The following is a 22,799-nucleotide window of genomic DNA, read 5'->3' as shown; positions in this document are numbered from 1 at the left end:
GAGCGTATGGCACAATAATTGCAATTGCAATTATTTGATAGGTATTTTAATATGTATAACAATTAAAAATGGGTTGCAACAGGCAACCCATTTGGTCTTTATTCTTTGTTTGAGAAGTACTTATTAATAGCAGTCGTTCTGTTCTTTACCTTCATTTTAATAAATATATTATAAATATGCCGTTTTAAAACATGGAGTTTTAGCTTTAGTTTATCAGCTATTTCCTGGTAACAGTAACCCTCAGCAAGAAGTTCAAGAATAGTAACCTCTTGGTCCGTAATTGAATATTCTATTTGTTTTTGTAACGACGATTCATCGGATTTAGGCAAATAACTAAGCAATTTAGTTGCAATACAACTACTAATGGGCATATCTCCATTGTGCATTGCTAATAGAGCATCAATTATTTGATATGACTTACTTTCCTTTACAATATAAGAATCGGCACCTGCTTTTAAGGCTTCAAATATACTAGCATCATCTTCAAACACGGTACAAATCATAAATTTGACATCTTCGACCAATGGTTTTAATACCCTTATACATTCAACCCCGGACATATCAGGCAACCCAATATCCATTATTACAGCATTAGGTCTAGTGTTTATAATACCTTCAATCGCGTCTTTCCCATTACTGTAAATGCCAATACAGTTAAAGAATTGACTTTTGTTTATAATAGCTTTAAAGAGATGTTGATGATCTGGCTGATCTTCAACTATTACTACTGTTATCATACTGTAAATATCGTCTATATTGCATCTTGAAAAAAGAAGAAGCGCAATAACTTTTGTACTGTTTTTGACCCAGATTGATTAACCATACTATACTTTTTTCAATTGTTGGGTGATTAACGCTCCTGACGCCTGTTAAAATGCCCTGGTCAACTACTCATCAGCGATCAATACACTTATTGTTACACGGCTTCCCCCTGCAGGACTTACCTGCTGCCAGTTCACTGTTCCTAATATCCGTGATATATTAAGGTTAATATTAGCCATCCCGTACCCACTGCTTCCATATTTGCTATTTGCCTGCTCCTTACCGGACTGTATCCCTATTCCATCATCTTCGACAATTAATTTATACAAATCACCATCTTGCACAACGTTTATGTTGACTACCGTTGCCTGAGCATGTTTTACGATATTATTGATTATTTCCTTAACAGAGAGATAGATCATCCGCCGCTGAAATGAGGGTATAAACTTTGATATATTGTCTATTTGGGTATTCCAATTTAGTTTTATCCCGGCAGTAGAGAGAAATTCACGGACAAAACGAATCATATAACTATTAAGACTACCGATATCATCATTCTGTACATTCAAATTCCAGATCACCTCGCCTACCTGCTGATACAATGTATTGGCGGTATTGCGTATCATTTGCAGATGCTCCTTGTTCTCTGGGAAAAGCTCGACCATTTCCACTGCCATGAACGTAGTAGTCAGTGTAGTGCCAAGGTCATCATGCATTTCTCTGGCTATTCGGTTACGCTCCTCCAGCAATTGGTTTTTATGTTCTACTATCTGCTGCTTTTGCTGCTGCTGCCAATACTTATGCTCCAGTAATCGTTTTTTCTTCCAGTGGTAATATATATAAATGCTGAATCCTAATGCCAGGATAGCAATGATGGTAGCGGACCATACGTAATTCCGCTGGTTCTTCGCCTCGTACTCCTTTTCTCTGACAAAGTTCTCATTAGCTAAACGCTTCATTTCTACTTCATACTTCAGCAATTGATCGCTATTCGTGTATTTATACATTTCCTCGTCAATAGCCTGGAGTCTCTGTAGTGCTTTTAGTGCATTACTTGCAGAACCCGCTTTTAGAGCCAGTTGATAACCAAATTCATAGTAATTATGTTTACTTTCTCTTGAGTACTTTGCTGTATCTGTATTTTGTTGCATTTCTTTATATATAGTCTCCGCCTCTTTATACCGACCTTTGGGGATAAGGTTTTCCAGGATCAATACATAGATAAGCTCAGGATTAAGCTCAGCTCCTTTTTGGGTTTGAATATTGGCAAGTGCCTTATTACTGTAATACAAACCACTGTCAATACTATTGATTCCAAAATAATAACATGCCAGGTTGTAGTCAAGTGCAGGTTGTGCATTCTCCAGATATATAGAGTCGGCAAGGGACTTTGCCATAAAAAGACATTTTTCTCCAATTTTTGCTAAAGAGTCGTTTCCAGATTCAATGCCCATCGAGATAATATTCATTAAGATATCAAGCTTTCGGGATGGAGCATCAGGTTCATTCAACCGGTCAATATAAGGCCGGTAATGATAAAAAGCTCTTTCAAAGTTTCCCTGATGCATATATGCTAAAGAAATGGCATCAGCAATATTCAATGACTGTTTTTTATCCGGACATTCCTTCAGTAATGCCAATGCTTGCAGGTTATTACTGATTGCAGAATCCCACAATTGCTGCCCTGCAAAGTAATCCGCTTTAGTAGCGTACACCGCAGCTTTAAGATTTTTTGCCAGCAAATGGTTATGTTGTGAGAACTGCCATTGACTATCCACGTAGATTCTTGCCGAATCAAACATTCCGATTTGAGAAAAATAGGACACTATGCTGTGATAAAAATCAACCTGGCTAACTTCTGGATTGTACTTGTCGTATATTGCTTTCTGGGCGCGCAATATAGATAGCGTTTTTTGCTGATCTGAATAACGATCGGAATAATAAACATTTGATAAAGAGTCGACCAGTGCAGAATCTATAGGAGAAAGATGTACAATTGCAGCCTTCGATCGATCGGAATTGCAACTGTAAAATAATAATATAGCGATTATGCAGGTTAACCTGAAGATGAGTTTATACATAAAACAGTTAGCTATTGTTGATTTTATACCCATTGGCATTAATATTATGGATCCATCAACGGAACATGCCCGGCGGAGGGTGTAAAGATACAATATACGTGCATGAATGAACTTTATTGCACACAAGAGAGATTACTAAATGTGCTGATTAATAGTGTCTCTTACGCTCGAGTTCACCTTTTTTGCCCGGGATTACAAATGTATTTTCATCCTCCCATTTCGATAATGAGCTATAGTATATGTATAAATGGAAATGTACTGTGCCGATAGGGGGTGCTATTACCTTTTCATTTGGTACTGCTGAAAATATGTACATTAGTTACTCTGGTATAGATAGTCTGGTTGAAACAGTGTATGGCTGTAAGTAATACATCTGTATATCATATAAAAGCCCTCACTATGTTTAGTGAGGGCTTTTATATGATAAATAAATTGCTGTTACTTAAAACGGGCTGCTGTACTCCGGGTTAGTGGTCAGCTTGGTATCGGTTAATGTCTTAAGAAAGGCTACCAGTGCAGCTTTGTCTGCAGCGGTTAACTGTAAACCATTGGGCAATTGCTGCAGGAAGGACGGGTCTAGTGTGGCAGAGCCGGTCACCAGGTTATAGTGATCCACTACCTGCTCCAGGGTCTTGAAACGGCCGTCATGCATATACGGAGCAGTCAGGGCAATATTGCGTAAAGAAGGTACCTTAAACTTCGCACGATCATTACTATTGTGCGTAACCTTCTCTCTTCCGAAATCTGTAATGGCGCCATCGGCATCCAGGCCATTATTCATAAACTGATTATTCTCAAAGTCAGCCCCGCTGTGGCAGTGTCGGCAGTCCGCACCGGATGCATTCGGGAAGCCCGGATTGTATTCCGTAAAGAACAGGAAGCGGCCACGCTCTTCTTCAGTCGTCAGTGTGGCTTTGCCCGCCATAAAATCATCGTACTTAGAATTTTGGGAGACGATGGTCAGCATAAACTGTTCCAGGGCTTTAGACAGGAGCAGGGAATTAATATTATCTGTGCCGAATGCTTTTTTGAACTGCTTGCGGTACGTCTCGCTGGCATTAAGCTTGGCCAGGACATTATCCAGCGTCTCGTCCATTTCCAGTTCATCCTGTATCGGCATCAGCGACTGATCGCGCAGGAGATGCGCACGGCCATCCCAGAAGAATTCATTGTTATGCCAAGCCATATTAAATACACTCATGGCCTGTCTCTTACCATGCAGTCCGCGTACCCCTATAGACAGGGTAGCCGTATCGGTAAAGGCAAACTGTTGCATATGGCAGGAAGCACAGGATATGGTATTGGTGCGGGAGAGGATCTTGTCGTAAAACAGCATCCGGCCCAGTTTTACGCCTTCTTTGGTCAGCGCATTGTCGGCAGGTAGGTTAGGCGGCGGAAAGTTTCCGTATGCCAGGGTATAGGGTTCATTTGCGGTATCATCTCTGTCTTTGGTACAGGCATTCACCGATACAATGAAGGCAGACAGAAGGATGAACAGCAGTACTTTAAGCTTATTCATTTTTGAATTTTTTATTACGGATAAATGTGTAATCAGATAAGGATTTGAGGAAAGCGACCAGACTTGCTTTTTCCTGCGGACTAAGTTGCAGGGGCCTGATCAGCGCACTCTTATTGGGATGCGCGACTCCTCCGGAATTATAATGCTCAATGACCGCTTCCAGGCTGCTGATGCTGCCATCATGCATATAAGGTGCTGTAAAGGCAATATTACGCAGGGTGGGTACTTTGAATCGGGCACGGTCACTTTCGAGATGGGTAAAGCGCATACGGCCACTGTCACTGTACTGCTGATACAAACCATTATTCTCAAAACGATAGTTGGTAAAGTTGAAGTCACTATGACAGCCGGAACAATTGGTCCTTTCAGAAAAAAACAATTGCATGCCCTGTAATTCCTCGGCAGATAGCGCATTACTTTTCCCCTGGTAATAATACTGGTCAAAACGACTGTTGCCACTGATGAGGCTGCGCTCGAAACAAGCCAGGGCCCGGGTAATTACATACGGATCTATACTGCGGCTATAGGCTTCCTGTGCCATAGACTGGTAGGTAGTATCAGCAGAAAGTTTCTGCACAATATCGAGTATGGACGTATTGAATTCATTATGCTCCTGTATAGGCACCAGTACCTGCATTTCCAGCGTAGGTACCCCTCCCGCACGGGTGTAGGAGGTCTGGTAACCGACATTGGCCAGCGTAGGGGCATTACTGGTACCAGCGGCTTCATTCACCCCATTACTGAGGGCGACAGAATCGCTGAACGCCAGCGAAGCTTTATGGCAGGACCCACAGCTGATCGTATTATTAACCGAAAGTGTTTTGTCATAAAACAGCCGTTTGCCCAGTTGCCAGCGGCTCATCGAAAAGGCATTATCCGCAGGAATACTCATCTGGGTAAAGCCTTTGGGAATAGCCATTAGTGCCGGTTCTGAACCGACAGGTATGGACGTCTTGCTACAGCTAACTGCAACAACAGTCAGCAAGAGGCCAGCGCAAAATGTATATATAACAGACCGGGTATACATGTAACTATTCCAGTACTACTTTTTTACCCCATACCGGTTGTGCCTCCTGGAACAGTACCAGGAAATAAGTGCCGGAGTATTTTCCGGAAAGTGTAATCTGGTCCTGGTGGGACAGTTTATTGCTTTCGATCACCCGGCCATTCAGGTCCATTAACTGGTAGCTACCGGCTTTAATATTGGCCTGGGTATAGTTGATGCGGAACTGACCTTTACTCGGATTAGGGTATACGGTAACACCTTTGTCGAGCGTCATATCATATAATGCAGTAGGGCTGCCAGCTGTAAATACATGATCTCTGAAATTTTGAAGCACAGTCAGGTCAGCACCATTATGACCATGTTCTAATGGTCCCGTACTTACATTCACACCTTTCAGCGCCTGTGTATAATCTGCATCCAGGTAAATGTTGATATTATTACCACTGTTTACACCAGCTACCATAACGGTTTGCTCAAAATAATTGGCATTCCATAAGCCATGCAGCTCAAATACAGTACTGAAGCCAGTTCCGGTTTTGCCTTCAAGTGCTACGAAACGATAGCCGGCCGACCAACCCCAATGCATGGAAGGAGACTGGAAGGACAAAGGGCTCAACGCAGGTTGCAAAGACGGATCGGCATTATTGGCGGGGCTATCCACACCTATAGAGAAGCGGATGCCCTCAATATTAGTAATGTTGAAATTGCCCAGCAACTCGCTTACCGTATTACTGCCTTTGGCCAGGATGTAACGATCTGGAACGGCCGTGGTCATTCCCCCGTCATGGATCAGGGTGATTTTGGAAATATAATAATCAATACGGGTTATCTGGAACTGTTGATTAAGATCATTCTGTGCCGTCTGGTTAAACGCAAAACTATTGCTGCCCAGTTTGTGATTGATCTTTAAGGTGATATTTTTCTGAGCATTTCCAATCAGTGCGGTGCACAGGAAGCCCAGTATGAACAGTATATTTTTCATTTGAATAAGTGATATTTTATGTGAATATAGTACAATTATCTGCCTGTCTTGAGGCAGCATATAACAGCAGCAGCAAAGTATGCTGTACTTCATGTAGTTTGATGCGTATTGAGTACAGAACGCAATATGGGCTGTACAAGTACTGTTTAGCCTATTTTAGGCGGTGTCCAGATAAAAGAATAGTCTGAAGAAAGGAATGTGTGGGTAAACAGATTGAAATTGTTTACATAAACAGGCTTGTAACTATGGGTTTTAAAAGCACTATTGGTGAGTACAATAAACTGGTGGGCATAAGGAGCACAATGGCAGGTCTTGCCGCAACCGGAACGGGAGCACTGATGACAACGCTTGTAAGGAGCAGCCTTTTTACAGCATGATTTTTCTTTCTTTGTCGTTTGCGTTGCAGATAGCGCTTTGGCCGGATCTGATTTTGCCTGGTGCTTACCACAGGCCTGCATTAAAGAAGGGACACATGATAATATGATCATGAACAGAAAATATAATATGTGTTTTCTTGCAGGCAATGGTTCCGTTTTTGCTTATTCTGTCAAAAATAAGTAAAAAATTACAGATTTTAATATACGCATATTTCATTTTGGTGTAAACCGCATGTGCCTATCTGCTAAACGGGTACGGCTATCATAAGGCCTCAGGGTAAAAATAAAGGCAATCTTAGAAAAGATCGCCTCTTGAGCTGTAATGAAGAGATTGAGTTGAACTCAACGAGTTTGAAATAATTTTTCGATGGTTAACTCCATACAAAAGTAGAATATGTATTACAGTTAACGTTATCGTCGGCACAATCTTAAGTATGGTTTATCTGCTAAAAACACAGATTTTCTTCAAAAAGTATGGGAAAAGTACTGCATTATACTGCCCGCCTGATTTCCAGAATGGGGGTCTCTTTTTTTGTAAGCCCATGGAAAGAGGAGATACAGGTATCACCTATATTCAACTGGTCAAACATCCTTTCATTGGCATATGAATGCCGGTATGCAATACCGATTACAGATCCCGATTTCCAGTCAGTGTACATGCCAAGATCAATAACCAGGTATTGGGGTGTTTTATGCAGTATGACCCCTTTGTACGATATTTTTCTGGCCAGCCGGGGTTTGGTCGGTTCGCCCTTGTCAATAGACACGCGGATGCTCAGCGGTTTAGATGATAACTCGGCGATCTTTCCCCTGAATCTTTTCTGGGTAAGGTGTGGTGCTGCTGATTTCCAGAATGATCTCTTGTCATACTCCCAGGGCATATCCTCAATGGATATAAAGCCATATAGGCCGCCAATCTTTACCTGGAAGCCACTTTTGAGCGGAAGGTATCTGACGATGTTAAATGCGGTAAGCTTCTCACTGATTCTCGCTTCTTCGAGTTTATAATACAATTTTAGTAATGCCCCGTCCAGGACTTTAGCTTTCTTTTCTGTTGAATTAATGGTAAGCATTTTCATGAAAATTATAAAAATCAACAATGTGTTTGACTTAATAAATGCACGGTGTAGATCGTAATGGGTAAGTCTCTAGTTTGAGCGTAGTATAGATTTCTGACGTATTTGAACAAAAGTATATCAATAAGGTGTACATCCTTAATTGGATAGGCAAAAACAGTACATAAGTTAGTTGCAGAATTGACTGTTTGAGCCCTTTATTTCCCCTTTATTCGTGCGTAATGCAGTGTGGGACTATGTTTCGTGGATTTTACATTCACTGTTGTGCTTACTTTTTCGTTCAGCTAATGAAGATTGGTATGGGAAAAAACAGTACAAAAGTTAGTTCTCGTCATGCAAACTTATGCAGACTGCTGAATAGCTTTGTAATATCAGTAATAGTTAGTTCGTTACCCGACTTAAAGGGTATAATTTAGAGGAGATAGCAGTTCTTTTTAGAACTGCTTTTTTTATGCCTGCACATGAAACCTATTGCTGGCTTGTATTGCAGCGGGTGCTGTACTCTGGTATGTCCTTTTGCTGCAGTGTAAAAGCTTGTGTAGCGCTGTGCTGCGTATAAGTGATTTCTGCACGGATTGTTATGGGTAATGTCTTTCTTGCATGTATGGGGTACCCGTACAAAAGTATGGGGTATTCTCTGTTTTTGCAGAAAAGTATGGGTAGGGTATGGTTTTTGGACAATAAACAGTACAAAAGTTAGGGGTCGCCCTAATCCATACACTATATAATGCTTCTATTTTTGTTGCCGGATGTTCATAATGGGATATGAATCCGGATTAGTCAGTTAAGATAGCGGCCTTCCGGCCGCTATTATTATAGTGTAACACGTTTCTAATTATATACTTTATAATGTGCAGGTTAGTTGCAGGATGATCAGTTAAAAAATAGCCTTTACCCGTATGTTTGTATAATCCAATTGAGATGTGTAATTTGAATACAGGCGGCTGTTTTGTTGAAATGGCTTCCTGGCTTTGAGCAAAGGATCTGCAGACCTGTCTGCCTTCTGATGTCACAAAGGACGCTCTTTAATGTACAGCAATTTTTAATATCAGATATAAAGCGGTTCAGAGTGATGAATCGCTTTTGTAGTTTTTTGGGAACTTTAATTTATCTCTCAGTAGGGAATATTTTTTCTTATATTCCATATGGTTCATTAAGCTACAGTGTTTGAATTGTGTTTATATTGCATAAATTTCAGTTGTGTTCTGTGTGCTTGTATTGTTATGGTACACTTATGGGTAGAGCTCCTGTAAGGTATGACAGATCGGTAATAATGTAAAATCAGTAATGAAGACTGTATGATAAATGTAGCAATTGTAGCTGTCAATGAGGAGAATAGGCTGCTCTTGGAAACCATTGCACAAAGTGACCCGGAGTTTAATTACATCGGTTGCACCAGCAATGAACAAGAGACCATTGAGATGATCGGATTGCAACAGGTGAACGTTGTGCTTATTGACATTGATGTAATCGAGTCTGTGGGACTGGAAAGTATTGAGCGGATAAAGGTCCAATCTGAAGAGGTTAAGTTTATGGTGTGCTCCAGGTATAAATCAAATGAAAATTCACTGGAGGCCATAAAAGCCGGCGCGGATGCCTATTTCGTACTGGAAAATAGTAAGGCTTACCAATTTATTGATGCTATTAAGGACCTGTACGCAGGAGAAAGACCCATAAGCAGCAGTATAGTTAAAAATATATGGGAATATCTGCATGATCAAACAGAAGATCAAAATGTAGAAGTTGTTGATTTTCAGCTTTCTAAACGGCAGGCGCAAATTATGGAATTGTTGCATCAGGGGCTGAATTATCGCGAGATGTCTAAACAGTTGTTTATCAGTGTATATACCCTCAAATGGCATATACATAATATATACCAGAAGCTAAATGTTGCTAACAGAACAGAGGCGATCAATGTTTATTTCAAGCGGAATAAATAATTCCTGAACAGGCTGCCAGTCCATGTTGTACGGCAGCTGATGACATGTGTGGGCGCTTTCATGCCGGAATGGCTTTGTTGTATGGAGGTTCACTGACATTTCAGCTGTATCTTTGTGGTTGACCGATAATGCTTCAGGGGATATATGCGCAGCGGATTTTTACTTTTATTGATAAGTATAACAATGGTATTCGGGAGCTGTCGTTCCCGTTCGCCACAGACAAGAGTACTTGATCTTTCTTATAATGACTCCTTGGTTAAGGATTCCTTGGTCCGTAAAATATTTGAGATCAGGTATAATGAACCTGATCAAGTGCCGTCCATCCTGCAGCAAGTCCGCAGAATAGAGCAAAAGTATGATCCTGCTATTGCAAACCAGAACTACTATAGCTCTCAGGTATTCCTGCTTTCGAATATTAAGAAAAATCCCGATTCGGCAAGAATGTTCCTGGATAGCCAATTTCTGATGCTTAAACAGGGGCAACTGGATGCTGATAATCTTAAAGCAAAAACCGCCTTCTCCAAAGCCCTTTATTTCCAGGGGAGCGAGCTGTACGATTCTGCCGTTAATAATGCATTGTCAGCGCTGGATCTATTGCAGCATACAACTGATTCTACGCTGTTATACAACATATACGGTACCATCTCTGATCTGTATGCCTACCAGGGCAATCTGAAAAAAGCATCGGAATACTATAAATATTTTATCCGGCAGGCACTGCAACTGAAAAATCCGGCGAGAGATGCTGTTATTCTTCTGAATGGGTACTGCAGGTTTGCAGAAGCCTCAGATTCCATTAAAAATATTGCGACCACCTACCTGTTTGCTGCAAAGCATGCAGTGGATTCGCTGCACCTGGATGGATTGAAGCCCATTCTGTATACCAACCTGGCCAGTTATTATTACGATAAACAACAGAGCGATAGCGGTCGGTGGTATGCACAATTATCCATAAAAGAGATGGAGGACCATCCTTCACCAAATAATCAGCCGGAATTGTCCTACCTCATGCTGATTAACCACTACATAAAACAGGATCAGACAGATAGTGCTGCAGTATTGCTGCAGCAGTTACTTACCTCTACAGATACGGCCAAATATTTCAGGCGCGATCTGAGAACCTATTACAAATACGCTTATTTACTGGCCAGGAAACAGCATCAACTGGAGCATGCAGTAGTATATCAGGAGCGATATGCTGCGCTGACAGATGAAATGTACCAGGCCGAGAATAATAAACTGCTGCTTGATTATGAAGCGAAGATGACATACATGGCCAACGAGCTGGAGATCAAATCGAAAGAATATGATATGAAGCGGCAGAAAAATTATGTTATTTTTTCCACCATTATCACCATCCTCATGTTTGGCTTTACCATTTCTATTCTTTACTATAAGAGAAAGAAAAGACTGATCGAGCAACAGTACTGGATGCAGTTACAGATGCGCCGCGATTCAGAATACCGCAACCGGCTTTGGGAAGAGCGTAACCGTATATCCAGGGAGATGCATGATGATCTTGGTTCTACGCTGACCTCAACATTAATGGCTGTAGAAATCGCAGAGCAGTTTCCGGAACAGAAAGAACATTTAAACATAGTCAAAGAACGCTCACAGAGCCTGCACCAGCAGATCAATGAAATTATCTGGAACCTGAATGTGCAGAACGATAACCTGCGTAGCCTGAATCATTATATGATCCGGTTTGCAAAGAACTTTCTGGAGCAGGCTGGTATTGAATTCAGCTGGGAAGAGCAGGTGAGCGATGAAAACACCGAGATCCAGTCATTTCAGCGCAGGGCATTATATCTTTCTTTTAAAGAGATCATCCATAACATTGTTAAGCATTCCATGGCTACAAAAGTTACGCTGGAAATCAATTGTGCCGATAAAATGTATTATTTTGCTGTTAGTGATAATGGAATAGGATTACAGAGGAAGAAGAAATCACCTGAAAGCAGTCAGGGATACGGAATGACCAATATTCACCGGAATATTTCAAACCTCTTTGGTACGGTGAACTGGACCGATGGAGGAAACGGGATTGGGACCAGGGTGGAGGTCCGTATAGAAATGTTAACTTAGACTACACATATGATAAAAATTCTTATTGTCGAGGATCAGCCAGAACATCAGCAGTACTTTAAAAGCATTGTGCTGAGCAATGAAAAATTTAAGTATCTCGGTATTATACGTAATGGAAAGGAAGCTGTTAAGGTAATCAAAGAGCAACAACCTGATGTAGTTATAATGGACCTGGGCCTGCCTGATATTTCCGGTATTGAATGCATCCGGCAGCTGAAGCCTTTGGGGCTGGATACCAAATTTATGGTATGCACCATCAATGAAGAAGACGACAGTATATTTGAAGCACTGAAAGCCGGTGCGAATTCCTATATAGTCAAGAAGAGCAAACCTTACCAGATCATTGATGCCATCATGGAAGTTTATGATGGAGAAATGCCTATAAGCAGCTGTATCGCTACCAAGATACTGAACTATATGCCTCAGTCCACAGAGGAAGAGGATAAGCCGGAGGAGGAGGTTTCCTATTCTATTACTTTGAAAGAAGCTGAATTGCTGGAGCTTCTCGCCAAAGGGCATAGTTATAAAGAGATTTCTACCGAAATGACGATCAAGATAACGACAATCAAGTGGCATGTGTATAATATATACAAGAAGTTACAGGCCAAGAATCGTACCGAAGCAATTAATAAATACTTTAAATAGAACGTACTTATTCCGGTACCGGATAGGGCAACTGATAATAAAAGAGCAGATCTCATGATCTGCTCTTTTTGTTGGCTCAAGGGAAGTATTCTTAAAATGTTGTGAACAAATTGGAATATTCATTCCAATTTATATACCTTTGCCCTGTGGATAAGAAAGAGCAAATTATAATAGCAGCCATGAAACTGCTGGCTGAGCATGGCGCACAGGCTACGCCCATGTCAGCTATTGCAAAAGCAGCCGGTACCGGTATGGGTACCATCTATAATTATTTCGCCACCAAAGAAGAGCTGATCAATGCCATATACCTGTACATTAAAGGTTCTGAAATAAACCTCGTATCCAAAAGCATTGATGAAGCAACACCCTTAAAAACCCGCTTCCTGTTTTACTATACCGCATTTATCAACTTCTACCTGAAACATCCGGAGGGCTTTGCTTTCATGGATCAATTCCAGCATTCTCCTTTGATACTGGATAGTACCAAAGAGCAGGGTAAGGCCGGGTTTATACCCGTTTTTGCCTTGATAGAACAGGGACAGAAAGAAGGTATTATCAAAAATATAGATATGGAAGCTATCCTGTATTTCCTGGCAGGTACCGTAACTACCTATGTGCGCTGGATGATCAGCGCCGGCAAGGATAAGCACAAACAACACCTGGAGCAGCAATTACGCCTGGTTTGGGATGCCATTAAAGAATAAATATTTAATCATTTTTTGGAATGAATATTCAGTCCATTTGAATCAGACAATATGAAAAAGATAAAAGTTATTATAACAGGTGCTACCGGAATGGTAGGAGAGGGTGTACTGTTGCATTGCCTGCAGAGCGAAGCCGTATCGGAAGTGCTTATGGTCAATCGCAGACATTATGATATGCAGCATCCTAAGCTGAAAGAACTGCTGGTAAAAGACTTTAAACATTTGGGAGAACATGCCGCTGCCCTTGCAGGTTATGATGCCTGTTTCTTCTGTGCCGGCATCAGTTCTGTAGGTATGAATGAAGCAGACTATACCAGCATTACCTATGATACAACGGTAAGTTTTGCTACAGCGCTGCAGCAGGTCGCTCCGCATATGGTCTTCAACTATATTACCGGTGCACATACCGATAGTAATGGGAAACAGATGTGGCAGAAAGTAAAGGGACGTACCGAAGAGGCCCTGATGCAACTGGGTTTTGCAGGACAATACAACTTCCGTCCGGGATTTATGAAACCCGTAAAGGGACAGCGTAATGTACGCTGGTTCTTTAAACCCGTAATAGCATTGTTTCCTTTATTACTGCCTAAAAAATCGCTGAGCCTGCACCAGGTAGGGCAGGCCATGATCCATGCGGTAACCAAAGGCTATACCAAACAGATACTGGAAATAGAAGACATTAAAACACTGGCCCGGTAAGTATAACGGCCAAAGCCCTGAAATAGTAATGAAGAGATTTTTTAAAATAGTAAAACGTATGATCGCAATTATAGGAGTAATACTGCTGTTGCTGGTATTGACTGTATTATTATATATGCAACAACCAAAATTCGGTAAAGCACCATCTGGCGCAAGACTGGAGCGAATGAAGCAGTCCCCGAATTTTAAAAACGGGGTTTTTGAAAACAAAACCCATACCCCTTCACTTACCGAAGGCTATTCTATGACAAAGGTAATGTGGGAGTTCCTTTTCTCTAAAAATCCAAATCAGAAACCACACCAGGATATCCCTTCTGTACATACCGATCTGAAGCACCTGCCTGCAGACAGTAATATAGTGGTATGGTTCGGACACTCTTCCTATTTCCTGCAAATGGATGGCGTAAAATTCCTGGTAGATCCGGTGTTCAGTGGAAATGCCTCGCCGGTACCAGGCTCTACAAAAGCCTTTAAAGGCTCAGATGCCTATACCGTAGCTGATCTGCCGGAGATCGATTACTTACTCATTAGTCACGATCACTACGATCACCTCGATTATGAAACCATCAAAGCACTTAAGGGCAAGGTTAAGAAAGTTGTATGCGGTCTTGGTGTTGGTGCCCACTTCGAATATTGGGGTTATGCCACAGATAAGATCATAGAAAGAGATTGGGAGGAAACCATACCGCTGGAGCATGGCATGAAACTGCACACCCTTAGCTCACGTCACTTTTCCGGCCGCACCTTCAAACGCAACAATACCTTATGGTTATCCTTCCTGCTGGAAACACCCAAGGTAAAAATATTCCTGGGTGGTGATGGCGGATATGATGATCGCTTTAAGGCCATTGGCCAGCGATTTGGTGCCATAGACCTGGCGATACTGGAAAACGGCCAGTATAATGTGGCCTGGCAGGCCATACACTGTCTGCCCGAAGAAACACTGAAAGCCGCGAAAGAATTGAATGCGAAAAGAATAATGCCGGTACACTCCGGTAAGTTCTCCCTGGCCCTGCATGACTGGAACGAGCCCCTGCGGGAGATCTCCAGGCTCAATGCCGGACAGATACCATTGGTTACACCCCGTATAGGAGAGCCAGTTCACCTGGGAGATACCGCACAGGTATTTACCGAATGGTGGAATGAACTTGACGTAAAATAGAGTATAAAAGCAGGGCTGTGGTAGACACCACAGCCCGTTTTGATTAATGAAACTATAAGGGTACTTTACATTATTTTACAGTAGCCAGCTCATACTCGCTGATCAGGCCCGTGAAGTCAGTAATAGAGTCTATAATATGGGTATGCGGGTATTGCTCCAGTACCTCTTTATTATTGGCGCCGCTCAATACGCCTACCACCAGTGCACAACCGGCACGGTGACCTTCTTCCAGGTCTACAGGCGTATCGCCCACCTTAGCCACCTGTTGCGCTTCCTGTATGCCGGTCAGTTCCATAGCTTTCAGGATCATATCCGGGTAGGGGCGACCATGAGTTACCTCATCGCTGGCAACACTTACATCCAGGATACTTTCCCATCCCAGCCTGTTGATGATAATATCGGTAATGTCTCTGCTGAAACCCGTATCCAGTCCTACCTTTATGCCTTTTGCCTGCAATGTTCTAAAGGTATCTGTAGCACCTTCAATCTCACAAATATCCGGAGCATTGCGGTAAAAGTCTGTCATGATCTGCAGGAAAGAAGCATGCAGTGTATCAATAGAGATATGATCCGTGTCGGGATAGAAGCGGTCCAGCAACATTTTGATGGCAACTGGTTTGGCGATGCCCATTACTTCATTGGCAGCAGATAGCGGAACAATATATTCATGTGTTTCCAGGGCTTTGCATAAGGCTTTGGTTACAAAATCATCATCATAGACCGTAGTGCCGGCCATGTCAAAAATGGCGAGCTTAATAGATTCGTTGTGCATATTAAATTTTTAAATTGATATGGTATACAAAGGTAAAACAAATATTTATTTATACTAAACTTTTATTTAGTAATTGTAAACTATTGGCTTTGCGTTCGGCTCTTGCTTTTCGCAGGAAATACAATGCAGAAGCGGTTTGGCTGATCAGGAGCAGTACGGCAATAAAAATGGTGGTATGGTAGAAAAAATCGACATAGCTCATTTTGCTGTCATAGAAATTCTTGTAAAACAATACACCGATGCTGCCGCAATAGCCAAAGAAATCGGCCATTACACCAATGAAACCCGCATTGCCCGGGTAGCGGAATACCGCTAGCATACGTTCAAAGAATATGGTATTGGCAGGTACATAAGCTATATATAATCCGATACCGGTTGCACAGATCCATACCTGAGGGCTGATCATATGTGCCCCATAGGCAAGGGTTCCGGCCAGCATAATGATGGCACCGATAAAGCTAATGGCATGTATAAACATAAATGCTTTCAGGTTTTCACGAATGCGCTGCATCACAATCATGAGCAGGAGTATGATGACCGAAACCGGAATCTCACTGATCGTGAAAATAGAAGCATTCCCTTCAAATCCAAGTCCACGCCATATCTCCGGCGCAAAATTGTCCCTGAAGTCGCGGTAGCTGGTCATGAGGATATAGCTTACCATGAATATAGCCAGGCCCATAAAGAAGAAGCGGAAAAAAGCCTGGCGTTCCTTTTTACTCATCGGCACCCGTTCCGATTTCAAGGCAATATCTTCTGCAGTCTGATGTGGGAGCTGCTCCAGCATCCATACGGCCAGTAATAATACCGGCAGGAAGCAGATCCCAACCAGGAAAGGCATCCAGATATCGGATACACCTAATGTATGGATGAAATATTGCCCGATACTTTTAATAAAACCGGAGGAGACAATTTGTGTAATGGTCAATCCGACAACCAGGATCTCTGTACTTCTGCGCCCTTCCAGGTAATTGAAGATTAAACCGAAGATCATACCAATAGGCAGGCCATTCAGGAATAGGGCCAGTATATTATATGGTGCCGGAATGAGGGCAAACAGTGCCAGGGCGAGCACTGAGGTTAAGATTAGCCCTACAATATATCGGGGACGCTGCCTGGGTGTGTTCTCCGCAACGATTTTGATGCCGAAATATTTAGATAAGGTATAACCGATAGTCTGTGCACTCACCAGCCATATCTTATAATCAACACCGAGAAAAGCTTGTCCGTCGTAAGTACCGGCTGCAAAAGCCTTACGTACCGCGTACATGGCGGTATAGGTCAGGAAAGAGGCCAGTGTGGCAAAGCATATAAAAAATAGGGAGTTTGCTTCCAGTCTGCGCTTGATATTCATTAAACTAAAGTTTAGTATTTGTATCTCGCTGCGAAGGTAAAATCCCTATGTTATCTTAATGCTAAATTTATGTTTAGTATTTGTTTACTTTTGGGTGAAGAAGTAAACAATGAGCATAATACATTTATCTGTACCTGTATTTTTAGGTAAGTGAGGCAGTCGTCCGTCAAAAAATAAAGAGTCTCCTTCCGATAAAGAATACGTTTCACCATTGATCATATACTCACATTCGCCTTGTATAATATATTTATATTCGAAGGCATCTGTGGTCACTTCTTCTCTTTTTGCATTTTTACTCAGCTCCAGGATCACAAAGTCTACCGTAGAAGCTGCAAGACTTTTGACGAATATGCGCTTGTATAAAAATCCCTTGGCATCCTCTTTGGTAAAGGATTCGTAGTCTTTTTTACGTTGTACGATTACATTAGGCGTCTGCAGGTTTATGCCGCTGAAGAAATGGCTTACCGCCATCTCCAGTGATTGTATAATGCTGAACAGTACCGGCAGGGAGGGGATACTTCTTCCGTTCTCAATCTGGGAGATCAGGCCCTTGCTCACACCCGAACGATCGGCCAGCTGCTGTATCGTTAATCGTTTCTCGTATCGGAATTCTTTAATCCTCCGGCTTACTTCAAGTAGAAATGCTCCTTCCATGTATAGTATCTGTAAACATCAAAGATATTATGTCTTTTTTACTTGGCATAATACCATTGTGTAAATATTTGTTTACTTCTTTTATTAACAATTTGGTAAACAAGAGTTAAGCATATGTAAACATGTGTTTATTAATTTTGCGCTATCAAAACAATAATTCAAACGTGTTATGAAGAAACTGGTATACCTGCTGAGTTTTACGGTATTGGGTGTTCAGGTTGCTGCACAGGAAAAGCGGAGTAACCGGGAGCAAATGGCCATTGAGGTGCAGGTAGATATGCTGCAGCATCGTTTGGGTATTGCCGGTGATCTGTATAAAGTGCAAAAGTATCAATTGCCTGTACAGGTTACAGAAAAGGCAGAAACAGTATTTGCATCCTGCATGGAAACCTATAAACAATTATATACTTCTCTGCCGGAAGCGGAAAGAGCCTCCTTCTTTAAAGAGGACTTTTATATCAGTGTAATCCCGGTAGTACAGTATTTCAGAACACCGGAATATGCCAGCATGATGATCGCACATAAAAATGCCCTGCATCCCAGACCGGAAGCGCCGGACCCGAAGCATCATGAAGCAGGCGGAGATCATACACATAATTAATACATCAATAATATAATCTGTAATAATGAAAAATATAGCTACATATATTGTTTGTAGTATTTTACCCGGAGCAGCTATCGCACAGACCGCTACCATTAAGGGTGTGGTGAAAGATAAGCAGGAGACCCTGCCCGGTATTATTATATCACTGGCCGGTAAGCAATACCATACGGTTACAGAACTGGATGGCTCCTTCGCACTGGTAGGTGTACCCCTGGGACAGTATACACTTAAGGTATCGTCTATGGGCTATAATGAATATTCGAAAGACATTGTACTGACTGCAGATACAGACCTGGGCAGCATTGAACTGAGTGAAAAAGAGTTGAATGAAGTTACGGTTGTTGCAGACATGAAAGGCACCGAGACCAAGGCTTTGAATATGATGAAGTCTTCAATGGTGTTTTCCAATATCGTATCGGCAGAGGGTGTGGCTAAACTGCCGGATCGTAATGTGGCCGAGGCGGTACAACGCCTGCCGGGTGTGGTTATGGAATCAGATCAGGGTGAGGGGCGTTTTATCTCTTTCCGTGGTACACCTTCTGACTGGAGTGCGGCACTGGTCAATGGTGATCGTATGCCGGTGGCAGATGAGGAGTCTAAGACCCGTGCTATGAACTTTGATATTTTTCCTTCCAGCCTGGTCGATTATATCGTAGTATCTAAAACCTTATCTCCCGATATGGAAGCGGATGCGATCGGGGGGAGTGCCAACTTTATTACTAAAAATGCACCGGCTAAAAAAGCGATACAAGCTTCTATAGGCGCCGGTTTCAATGCACAGGCACAGAAGCCTATATATAATGCAGCACTGTCTTTTGGGAACCGCAGTAAGAATGGAAAATTCGGGTACTTCGCCGGAGGCTCTTTATACAGCCGTAACTGGGCTACAGATAATTACCAGGTGTTTTATGGTTCCAATATAGACCAGTCTTTATCGCGCCTGGAGCTGAGAGATTATGAAGGACAGCGAAATACACTGGGTGCTAATGCTGCACTGGAGTATAAATTTAATGATCGTGCCAGGATATATGCCAAAGGGGTGTATGGTCATATGAAAGATGAGGAGTACAACCGCAAGACCATGTATAACTGGAGCACCGGCTGGGGACAGTCGATCAAGCTGCAGAATATCCACAATATCATGCTCACCGATTTCTGGGGAGCAGAGCTGGGCGGGGAGCTGAAGCCATCTGCCAAGCTATCGGCCAACTGGCGCATCGCGAGCTACAGTAACCATTTTCAGTACGGTCCTGTGCCTTTTGAAAAAGGAGATCCCCGTAACGGTTATCATGTAGTAGAGTTTGAAAAGTCTGTCAATTTTAAAGATTTTATCTACCTCGATGAGAACGGAAAAGTAACGGATGAGCGCAATGCCTATGACCGCTTGAAACTCCTGGATATTGATAGTCCTGAGCCGGGTTATGGAGATCATTACCGCAACATACAACCGGTCTATGAAAATGTACCGCTGGTCAATCCTTCCGATACCTCTTTTGCCTTTACCCGCGCCTACTCAGAAACCAATAATACCTGGGAGAAAGATCCCATTACCGCACAGATCGATCTGCAATACGCTGCAAAGAGTAACCTAAAAATAAAATTCGGCGGAAAAATGCGTATGAAAGAAGGTCGCCGTAATGTAGGCCTGGAGCTGTGGGAGCGCAATAAAGACCTGAGTTCGTCTATTCTCTACAATACATTTAAACCGGCGCAATTCAACGAGCGTGGTGGTTTCCTTGCTGAGCTGGGGAGTCCGTATACCGGTAAGCTATTGCCTTTCCTGAGCGGAGACCAGATCGATAATTTCGTGTCCGGCCTGGGCGATACCTTGCGCCATATTCCTTTCGGTACACAAACGCCTTACTTCCAGCAGATGGTCGGGTCTAGCTATAGATACAAAGAAACTGTGTATGCAGGCTATGCTATGGCGGAATGGAGTCCTGTGGCGAAGCTGACACTGGTGCCTGGTGTAAGGGTAGAGTATACCAGTCCTACTGTTGAGGCAGATAGTATTATTACCATAGATCCGGCACTGGGTACGGTTGCGTTGACACCGGTTCGCTCCGGCAAAAGCTACTGGTCTGTATTACCGATGCTGAATGCAAAATATACCCTTAGTAATAAGCAGAACCTGCGACTGGCGGTAACCCGCACATTCCGCAGACCTAACTTTAACGAGATCAAACCTGGTGCTGCTGCCATCAACTATTCCAATAATGACCTGGTATATGGCAACCCGAATCTGAAACCGACTTATTCATGGAACTATGACCTTGCCTATGAACGTTACCTGAGTGCCACCAGTATGCTGAGTGTTTCAGGTTTCTACAAACAAGTCAAAGACCACATCTACACGGCATTTGAAAGCAGTAGTGCGGATAATAACGGTGTATCGAATGAATTCCAGATTCCGGGTGGGGTAATCGCCAAGAAGTTTCAGAATGCACCGGAGGCCTTTGCAACAGGTATAGAAGCATCGCTGATGAGTAAGCTGCGTTTCCTGCCGGGCATATGGAAGAACCTGGGGGTGAATATCAACTATTCGTATACCTATTCTCAGATGCGCATTGAAGCCAGAGACAAGCCGCAGGCTTTACCAAGACAATCTCCTAATGTGCTGAATGTAGCCCTGTACTTCGAGAACAAACACATCACTACCCGTATAGGTCTTAACTACCGCGATCCTTATCTGTATGAGCTGAATCTGTATGCCGTAAAAGATCCTGCTTCTGAAAAGATGCTGATCCTGCACCAGAACAATGACTATGATGTATATGTAGGTCGTAGCCTTACGCTGGATTACTCATTCGCTTACAGTTTTAAAGATCATTTTTCCCTATTCGCAGAGGTCAATAACCTGACCAATACACCATACACCATGTATCGCGGGCAAAAGGAGCGTCCCTTAAAAACAGAGTATTATTCTGTGAGAGGATTGGTAGGGCTGCGCTATAGTTTCTAAATCAATCTTTATTCATTAATCCATTCAATATAAAATATTAACAACGTATACAATCAAACAGAAATGAAAATGATTAAAAAATTACTGACCGGCGCTTTACTGATCGGTTCCACAGTAACCGTATCGGCACAAACAGGCACGCCTAAAAAGCCTAAAGTATTATTTATCGGTATCGACGGTGTACGCGCAGATGCTTTACTGCAGGCCAATACACCTAATATTGATACCCTGATGGCACATGGTTTGTATACCTTCGACTCCTGGCATTGTGGTGCGACCTCCAGCGGTGCGTCATGGTCTACAATGATGACCGGTGTGTGGGAAGCCAAACACCAGGTGACCAACAATAGTTATACCAATCCTAACTATGCTAACTATCCGTATTTCCCTAAGAGAGCCAAGGAATGTCTGCCGAACCTGAAAGCAGTACAGATCATTACCTGGGACCCGATGAATGATCCGACCAACAGTAATAACACTGCCGGATTCGTATTCAACAGCGGTTTCAACCAATCTATCGATGCCGGTACACACGGGCAGGGTGCGGTAACTGCAGCGGCAAAAATTCAGCTGAATGATCCTAACCTGGACATCCTGTTCATTCACTATGATGAATGTGATGCAGCGGGCCACTCTTCAGGCTTCAATCCGGCCAATCCCCAGTATATGAATGCTATTCAGACCGTAGATGCTGAGATTGGTGAAGTGATCGCGAAATTATACCAGCGTCCTACCTACAACCAGGAAGACTGGCTGATCCTGCTGACTACAGATCATGGTGGTATTGGTACCACACACGGCGGACAATCAAACACAGAGCGTCATATCTGGTGGGTGGCTTCCGGACCAAGTGTACCGCACCTGCAGATCACCGGACCAGATCCGGGCAGCTATTACATGCCGACCAATCCTGTAGATACTACTTTACTGAACAATACTCCCGTACTGACCGACATCGCGGTTACCGCACTGGCACACATCATGAAAGGATCTGCCTGCGAGAGCCCGGAAACGAATCCTGCATGGAATCTTGACGGTAAGTCCTGGTTGCTGCCGGTAACCGATACTACAGATACAACCGGTAATCCTACTTATGTAGAAGATGTACGCAATGCGGCTATTGAATTCGGTATTTTTCCTAACCCGAACAATGGTGTATTCAAAGTAGCCTTTAAAGATGTTGCCGGTAAAATTGACATCCGCATTCAGAATATGAATGGTGTAGCGGTACAAAGCAAAACCACGCAAGGCACTGCAGGCTTAACGGTTGTACCGTTCGATCTGACTGTTCTGCCAAGAGGTATTTACTTCATGCAGGTAATGAATAATGGTAAACAGACCGTAAGAAAAATCGTATTACAATAACATTTTATAGCGGATGTCGCAGGGCATCCGCTTTTCTTTAAGCTCATTTC

General features: G+C 42.7%; 19 protein-coding genes. 9 read left to right on the top strand and 10 right to left on the bottom strand.

Going from position 1 to position 22,799, the window contains the following annotated elements:
• Positions 1 to 98 precede the first annotated feature (98 nt).
• The 7 genes from FTD44_RS01605 to FTD44_RS01575 all read right to left on the bottom strand — a co-directional run bounded on the left by FTD44_RS01605 (position 99) and on the right by FTD44_RS01575 (position 7,800).
• The gene (locus FTD44_RS01605) at positions 99 to 737 is read right to left on the bottom strand and encodes a response regulator transcription factor (protein ID WP_222164864.1); all 639 of its coding nucleotides are present in this window, start codon (positions 735 to 737) and stop codon (positions 99 to 101) included.
• A gap of 150 nt (positions 738 to 887) precedes the next feature.
• Entirely contained in the window at positions 888 to 2,843 is a 1,956-nt protein-coding gene (locus FTD44_RS01600; protein ID WP_222164863.1) for a sensor histidine kinase, read from the bottom strand.
• 442 nt (positions 2,844 to 3,285) lie between these two features.
• Positions 3,286 to 4,362 carry a cytochrome-c peroxidase gene (locus FTD44_RS01595; RefSeq protein ID WP_222164862.1) on the bottom strand — a complete coding sequence of 359 codons (1,077 nt, stop codon included), beginning with the start codon at positions 4,360 to 4,362 and terminating at the stop codon, positions 3,286 to 3,288.
• Entirely contained in the window at positions 4,355 to 5,281 is a 927-nt protein-coding gene (locus FTD44_RS01590; protein ID WP_222164861.1) for a cytochrome-c peroxidase, read from the bottom strand. Before FTD44_RS01590 ends, FTD44_RS01595 begins: the two co-directional genes overlap by 8 nt.
• Before the next feature lie 112 nt (positions 5,282 to 5,393).
• Positions 5,394 to 6,350: an MbnP family protein gene (locus tag FTD44_RS01585; protein WP_222164860.1), complete on the bottom strand. Its 957-nt coding sequence runs from the start codon at positions 6,348 to 6,350 to the stop codon at positions 5,394 to 5,396.
• A gap of 146 nt (positions 6,351 to 6,496) precedes the next feature.
• On the bottom strand, positions 6,497 to 6,838 hold the full coding sequence (locus FTD44_RS01580) for a hypothetical protein (protein ID WP_222164859.1): 342 nt from the start codon (positions 6,836 to 6,838) through the stop codon (positions 6,497 to 6,499).
• A 380-nt stretch (positions 6,839 to 7,218) separates the two neighbouring features.
• A complete protein-coding gene (locus FTD44_RS01575; RefSeq protein WP_222164858.1) occupies positions 7,219 to 7,800 on the bottom strand; it encodes a hypothetical protein in 582 nt (193 codons plus the stop codon).
• A 1,301-nt stretch (positions 7,801 to 9,101) separates the two neighbouring features.
• Here FTD44_RS01575 and FTD44_RS01570 point away from each other — a divergent pair.
• The 6 genes from FTD44_RS01570 to FTD44_RS01545 all read left to right on the top strand — a co-directional run bounded on the left by FTD44_RS01570 (position 9,102) and on the right by FTD44_RS01545 (position 15,038).
• Positions 9,102 to 9,743 carry a response regulator transcription factor gene (locus tag FTD44_RS01570; protein WP_222164857.1) on the top strand — a complete coding sequence of 214 codons (642 nt, stop codon included), beginning with the start codon at positions 9,102 to 9,104 and terminating at the stop codon, positions 9,741 to 9,743.
• 183 nt (positions 9,744 to 9,926) lie between these two features.
• Entirely contained in the window at positions 9,927 to 11,828 is a 1,902-nt protein-coding gene (locus FTD44_RS01565) for a tetratricopeptide repeat-containing sensor histidine kinase (protein WP_222164856.1), read from the top strand.
• A gap of 9 nt (positions 11,829 to 11,837) precedes the next feature.
• Positions 11,838 to 12,473 (top strand): response regulator, encoded by a 636-nt coding sequence (locus FTD44_RS01560; protein ID WP_222164855.1) that lies wholly within the window; start codon positions 11,838 to 11,840, stop codon positions 12,471 to 12,473.
• 101 nt (positions 12,474 to 12,574) lie between these two features.
• On the top strand, positions 12,575 to 13,177 hold the full coding sequence (locus FTD44_RS01555; protein WP_317196820.1) for a TetR/AcrR family transcriptional regulator: 603 nt from the start codon (positions 12,575 to 12,577) through the stop codon (positions 13,175 to 13,177).
• Between the two features lie 51 nt (positions 13,178 to 13,228).
• Positions 13,229 to 13,876: an NAD-dependent epimerase/dehydratase family protein gene (locus FTD44_RS01550; protein WP_222164853.1), complete on the top strand. Its 648-nt coding sequence runs from the start codon at positions 13,229 to 13,231 to the stop codon at positions 13,874 to 13,876.
• 58 nt (positions 13,877 to 13,934) lie between these two features.
• Entirely contained in the window at positions 13,935 to 15,038 is a 1,104-nt protein-coding gene (locus tag FTD44_RS01545; protein WP_246625307.1) for an MBL fold metallo-hydrolase, read from the top strand.
• A 70-nt stretch (positions 15,039 to 15,108) separates the two neighbouring features.
• On the opposite strand, the gene FTD44_RS01540 is transcribed toward FTD44_RS01545, so the two are convergent.
• The 3 genes from FTD44_RS01540 to FTD44_RS01530 form a co-directional block, all read right to left on the bottom strand.
• Positions 15,109 to 15,810 (bottom strand): HAD hydrolase-like protein, encoded by a 702-nt coding sequence (locus FTD44_RS01540; RefSeq protein WP_222164851.1) that lies wholly within the window; start codon positions 15,808 to 15,810, stop codon positions 15,109 to 15,111.
• Between the two features lie 49 nt (positions 15,811 to 15,859).
• Positions 15,860 to 17,164, bottom strand: coding sequence for a DUF5690 family protein (locus tag FTD44_RS01535; RefSeq protein ID WP_222164850.1), 1,305 nt, complete (start codon positions 17,162 to 17,164; stop codon positions 15,860 to 15,862).
• Positions 17,165 to 17,248: 84 nt separating this feature from the next.
• Positions 17,249 to 17,818: a helix-turn-helix domain-containing protein gene (locus FTD44_RS01530; RefSeq protein ID WP_129020996.1), complete on the bottom strand. Its 570-nt coding sequence runs from the start codon at positions 17,816 to 17,818 to the stop codon at positions 17,249 to 17,251.
• Between the two features lie 169 nt (positions 17,819 to 17,987).
• On the opposite strand from FTD44_RS01530, the gene FTD44_RS01525 reads away from it, so the two are divergent.
• The 3 genes from FTD44_RS01525 to FTD44_RS01515 all read left to right on the top strand — a co-directional run bounded on the left by FTD44_RS01525 (position 17,988) and on the right by FTD44_RS01515 (position 22,749).
• Positions 17,988 to 18,419: a hypothetical protein gene (locus tag FTD44_RS01525; RefSeq protein WP_222164849.1), complete on the top strand. Its 432-nt coding sequence runs from the start codon at positions 17,988 to 17,990 to the stop codon at positions 18,417 to 18,419.
• A gap of 25 nt (positions 18,420 to 18,444) precedes the next feature.
• Positions 18,445 to 21,384 (top strand): TonB-dependent receptor, encoded by a 2,940-nt coding sequence (locus FTD44_RS01520; RefSeq protein ID WP_222164848.1) that lies wholly within the window; start codon positions 18,445 to 18,447, stop codon positions 21,382 to 21,384.
• Positions 21,385 to 21,453: 69 nt separating this feature from the next.
• On the top strand, positions 21,454 to 22,749 hold the full coding sequence (locus FTD44_RS01515) for an alkaline phosphatase family protein (RefSeq protein WP_222164847.1): 1,296 nt from the start codon (positions 21,454 to 21,456) through the stop codon (positions 22,747 to 22,749).
• Positions 22,750 to 22,799 lie beyond the last annotated feature (50 nt).

It is taken from the genome of Edaphocola aurantiacus (assembly GCF_019797745.1).
In the GTDB taxonomy this organism is placed as follows: Bacteria; Bacteroidota; Bacteroidia; order Chitinophagales; family Chitinophagaceae; genus Edaphocola; species Edaphocola aurantiacus.
Note: the sequence above shows the minus strand (reverse complement) of the source record. Positions and strands in the feature narration are given on the sequence as shown.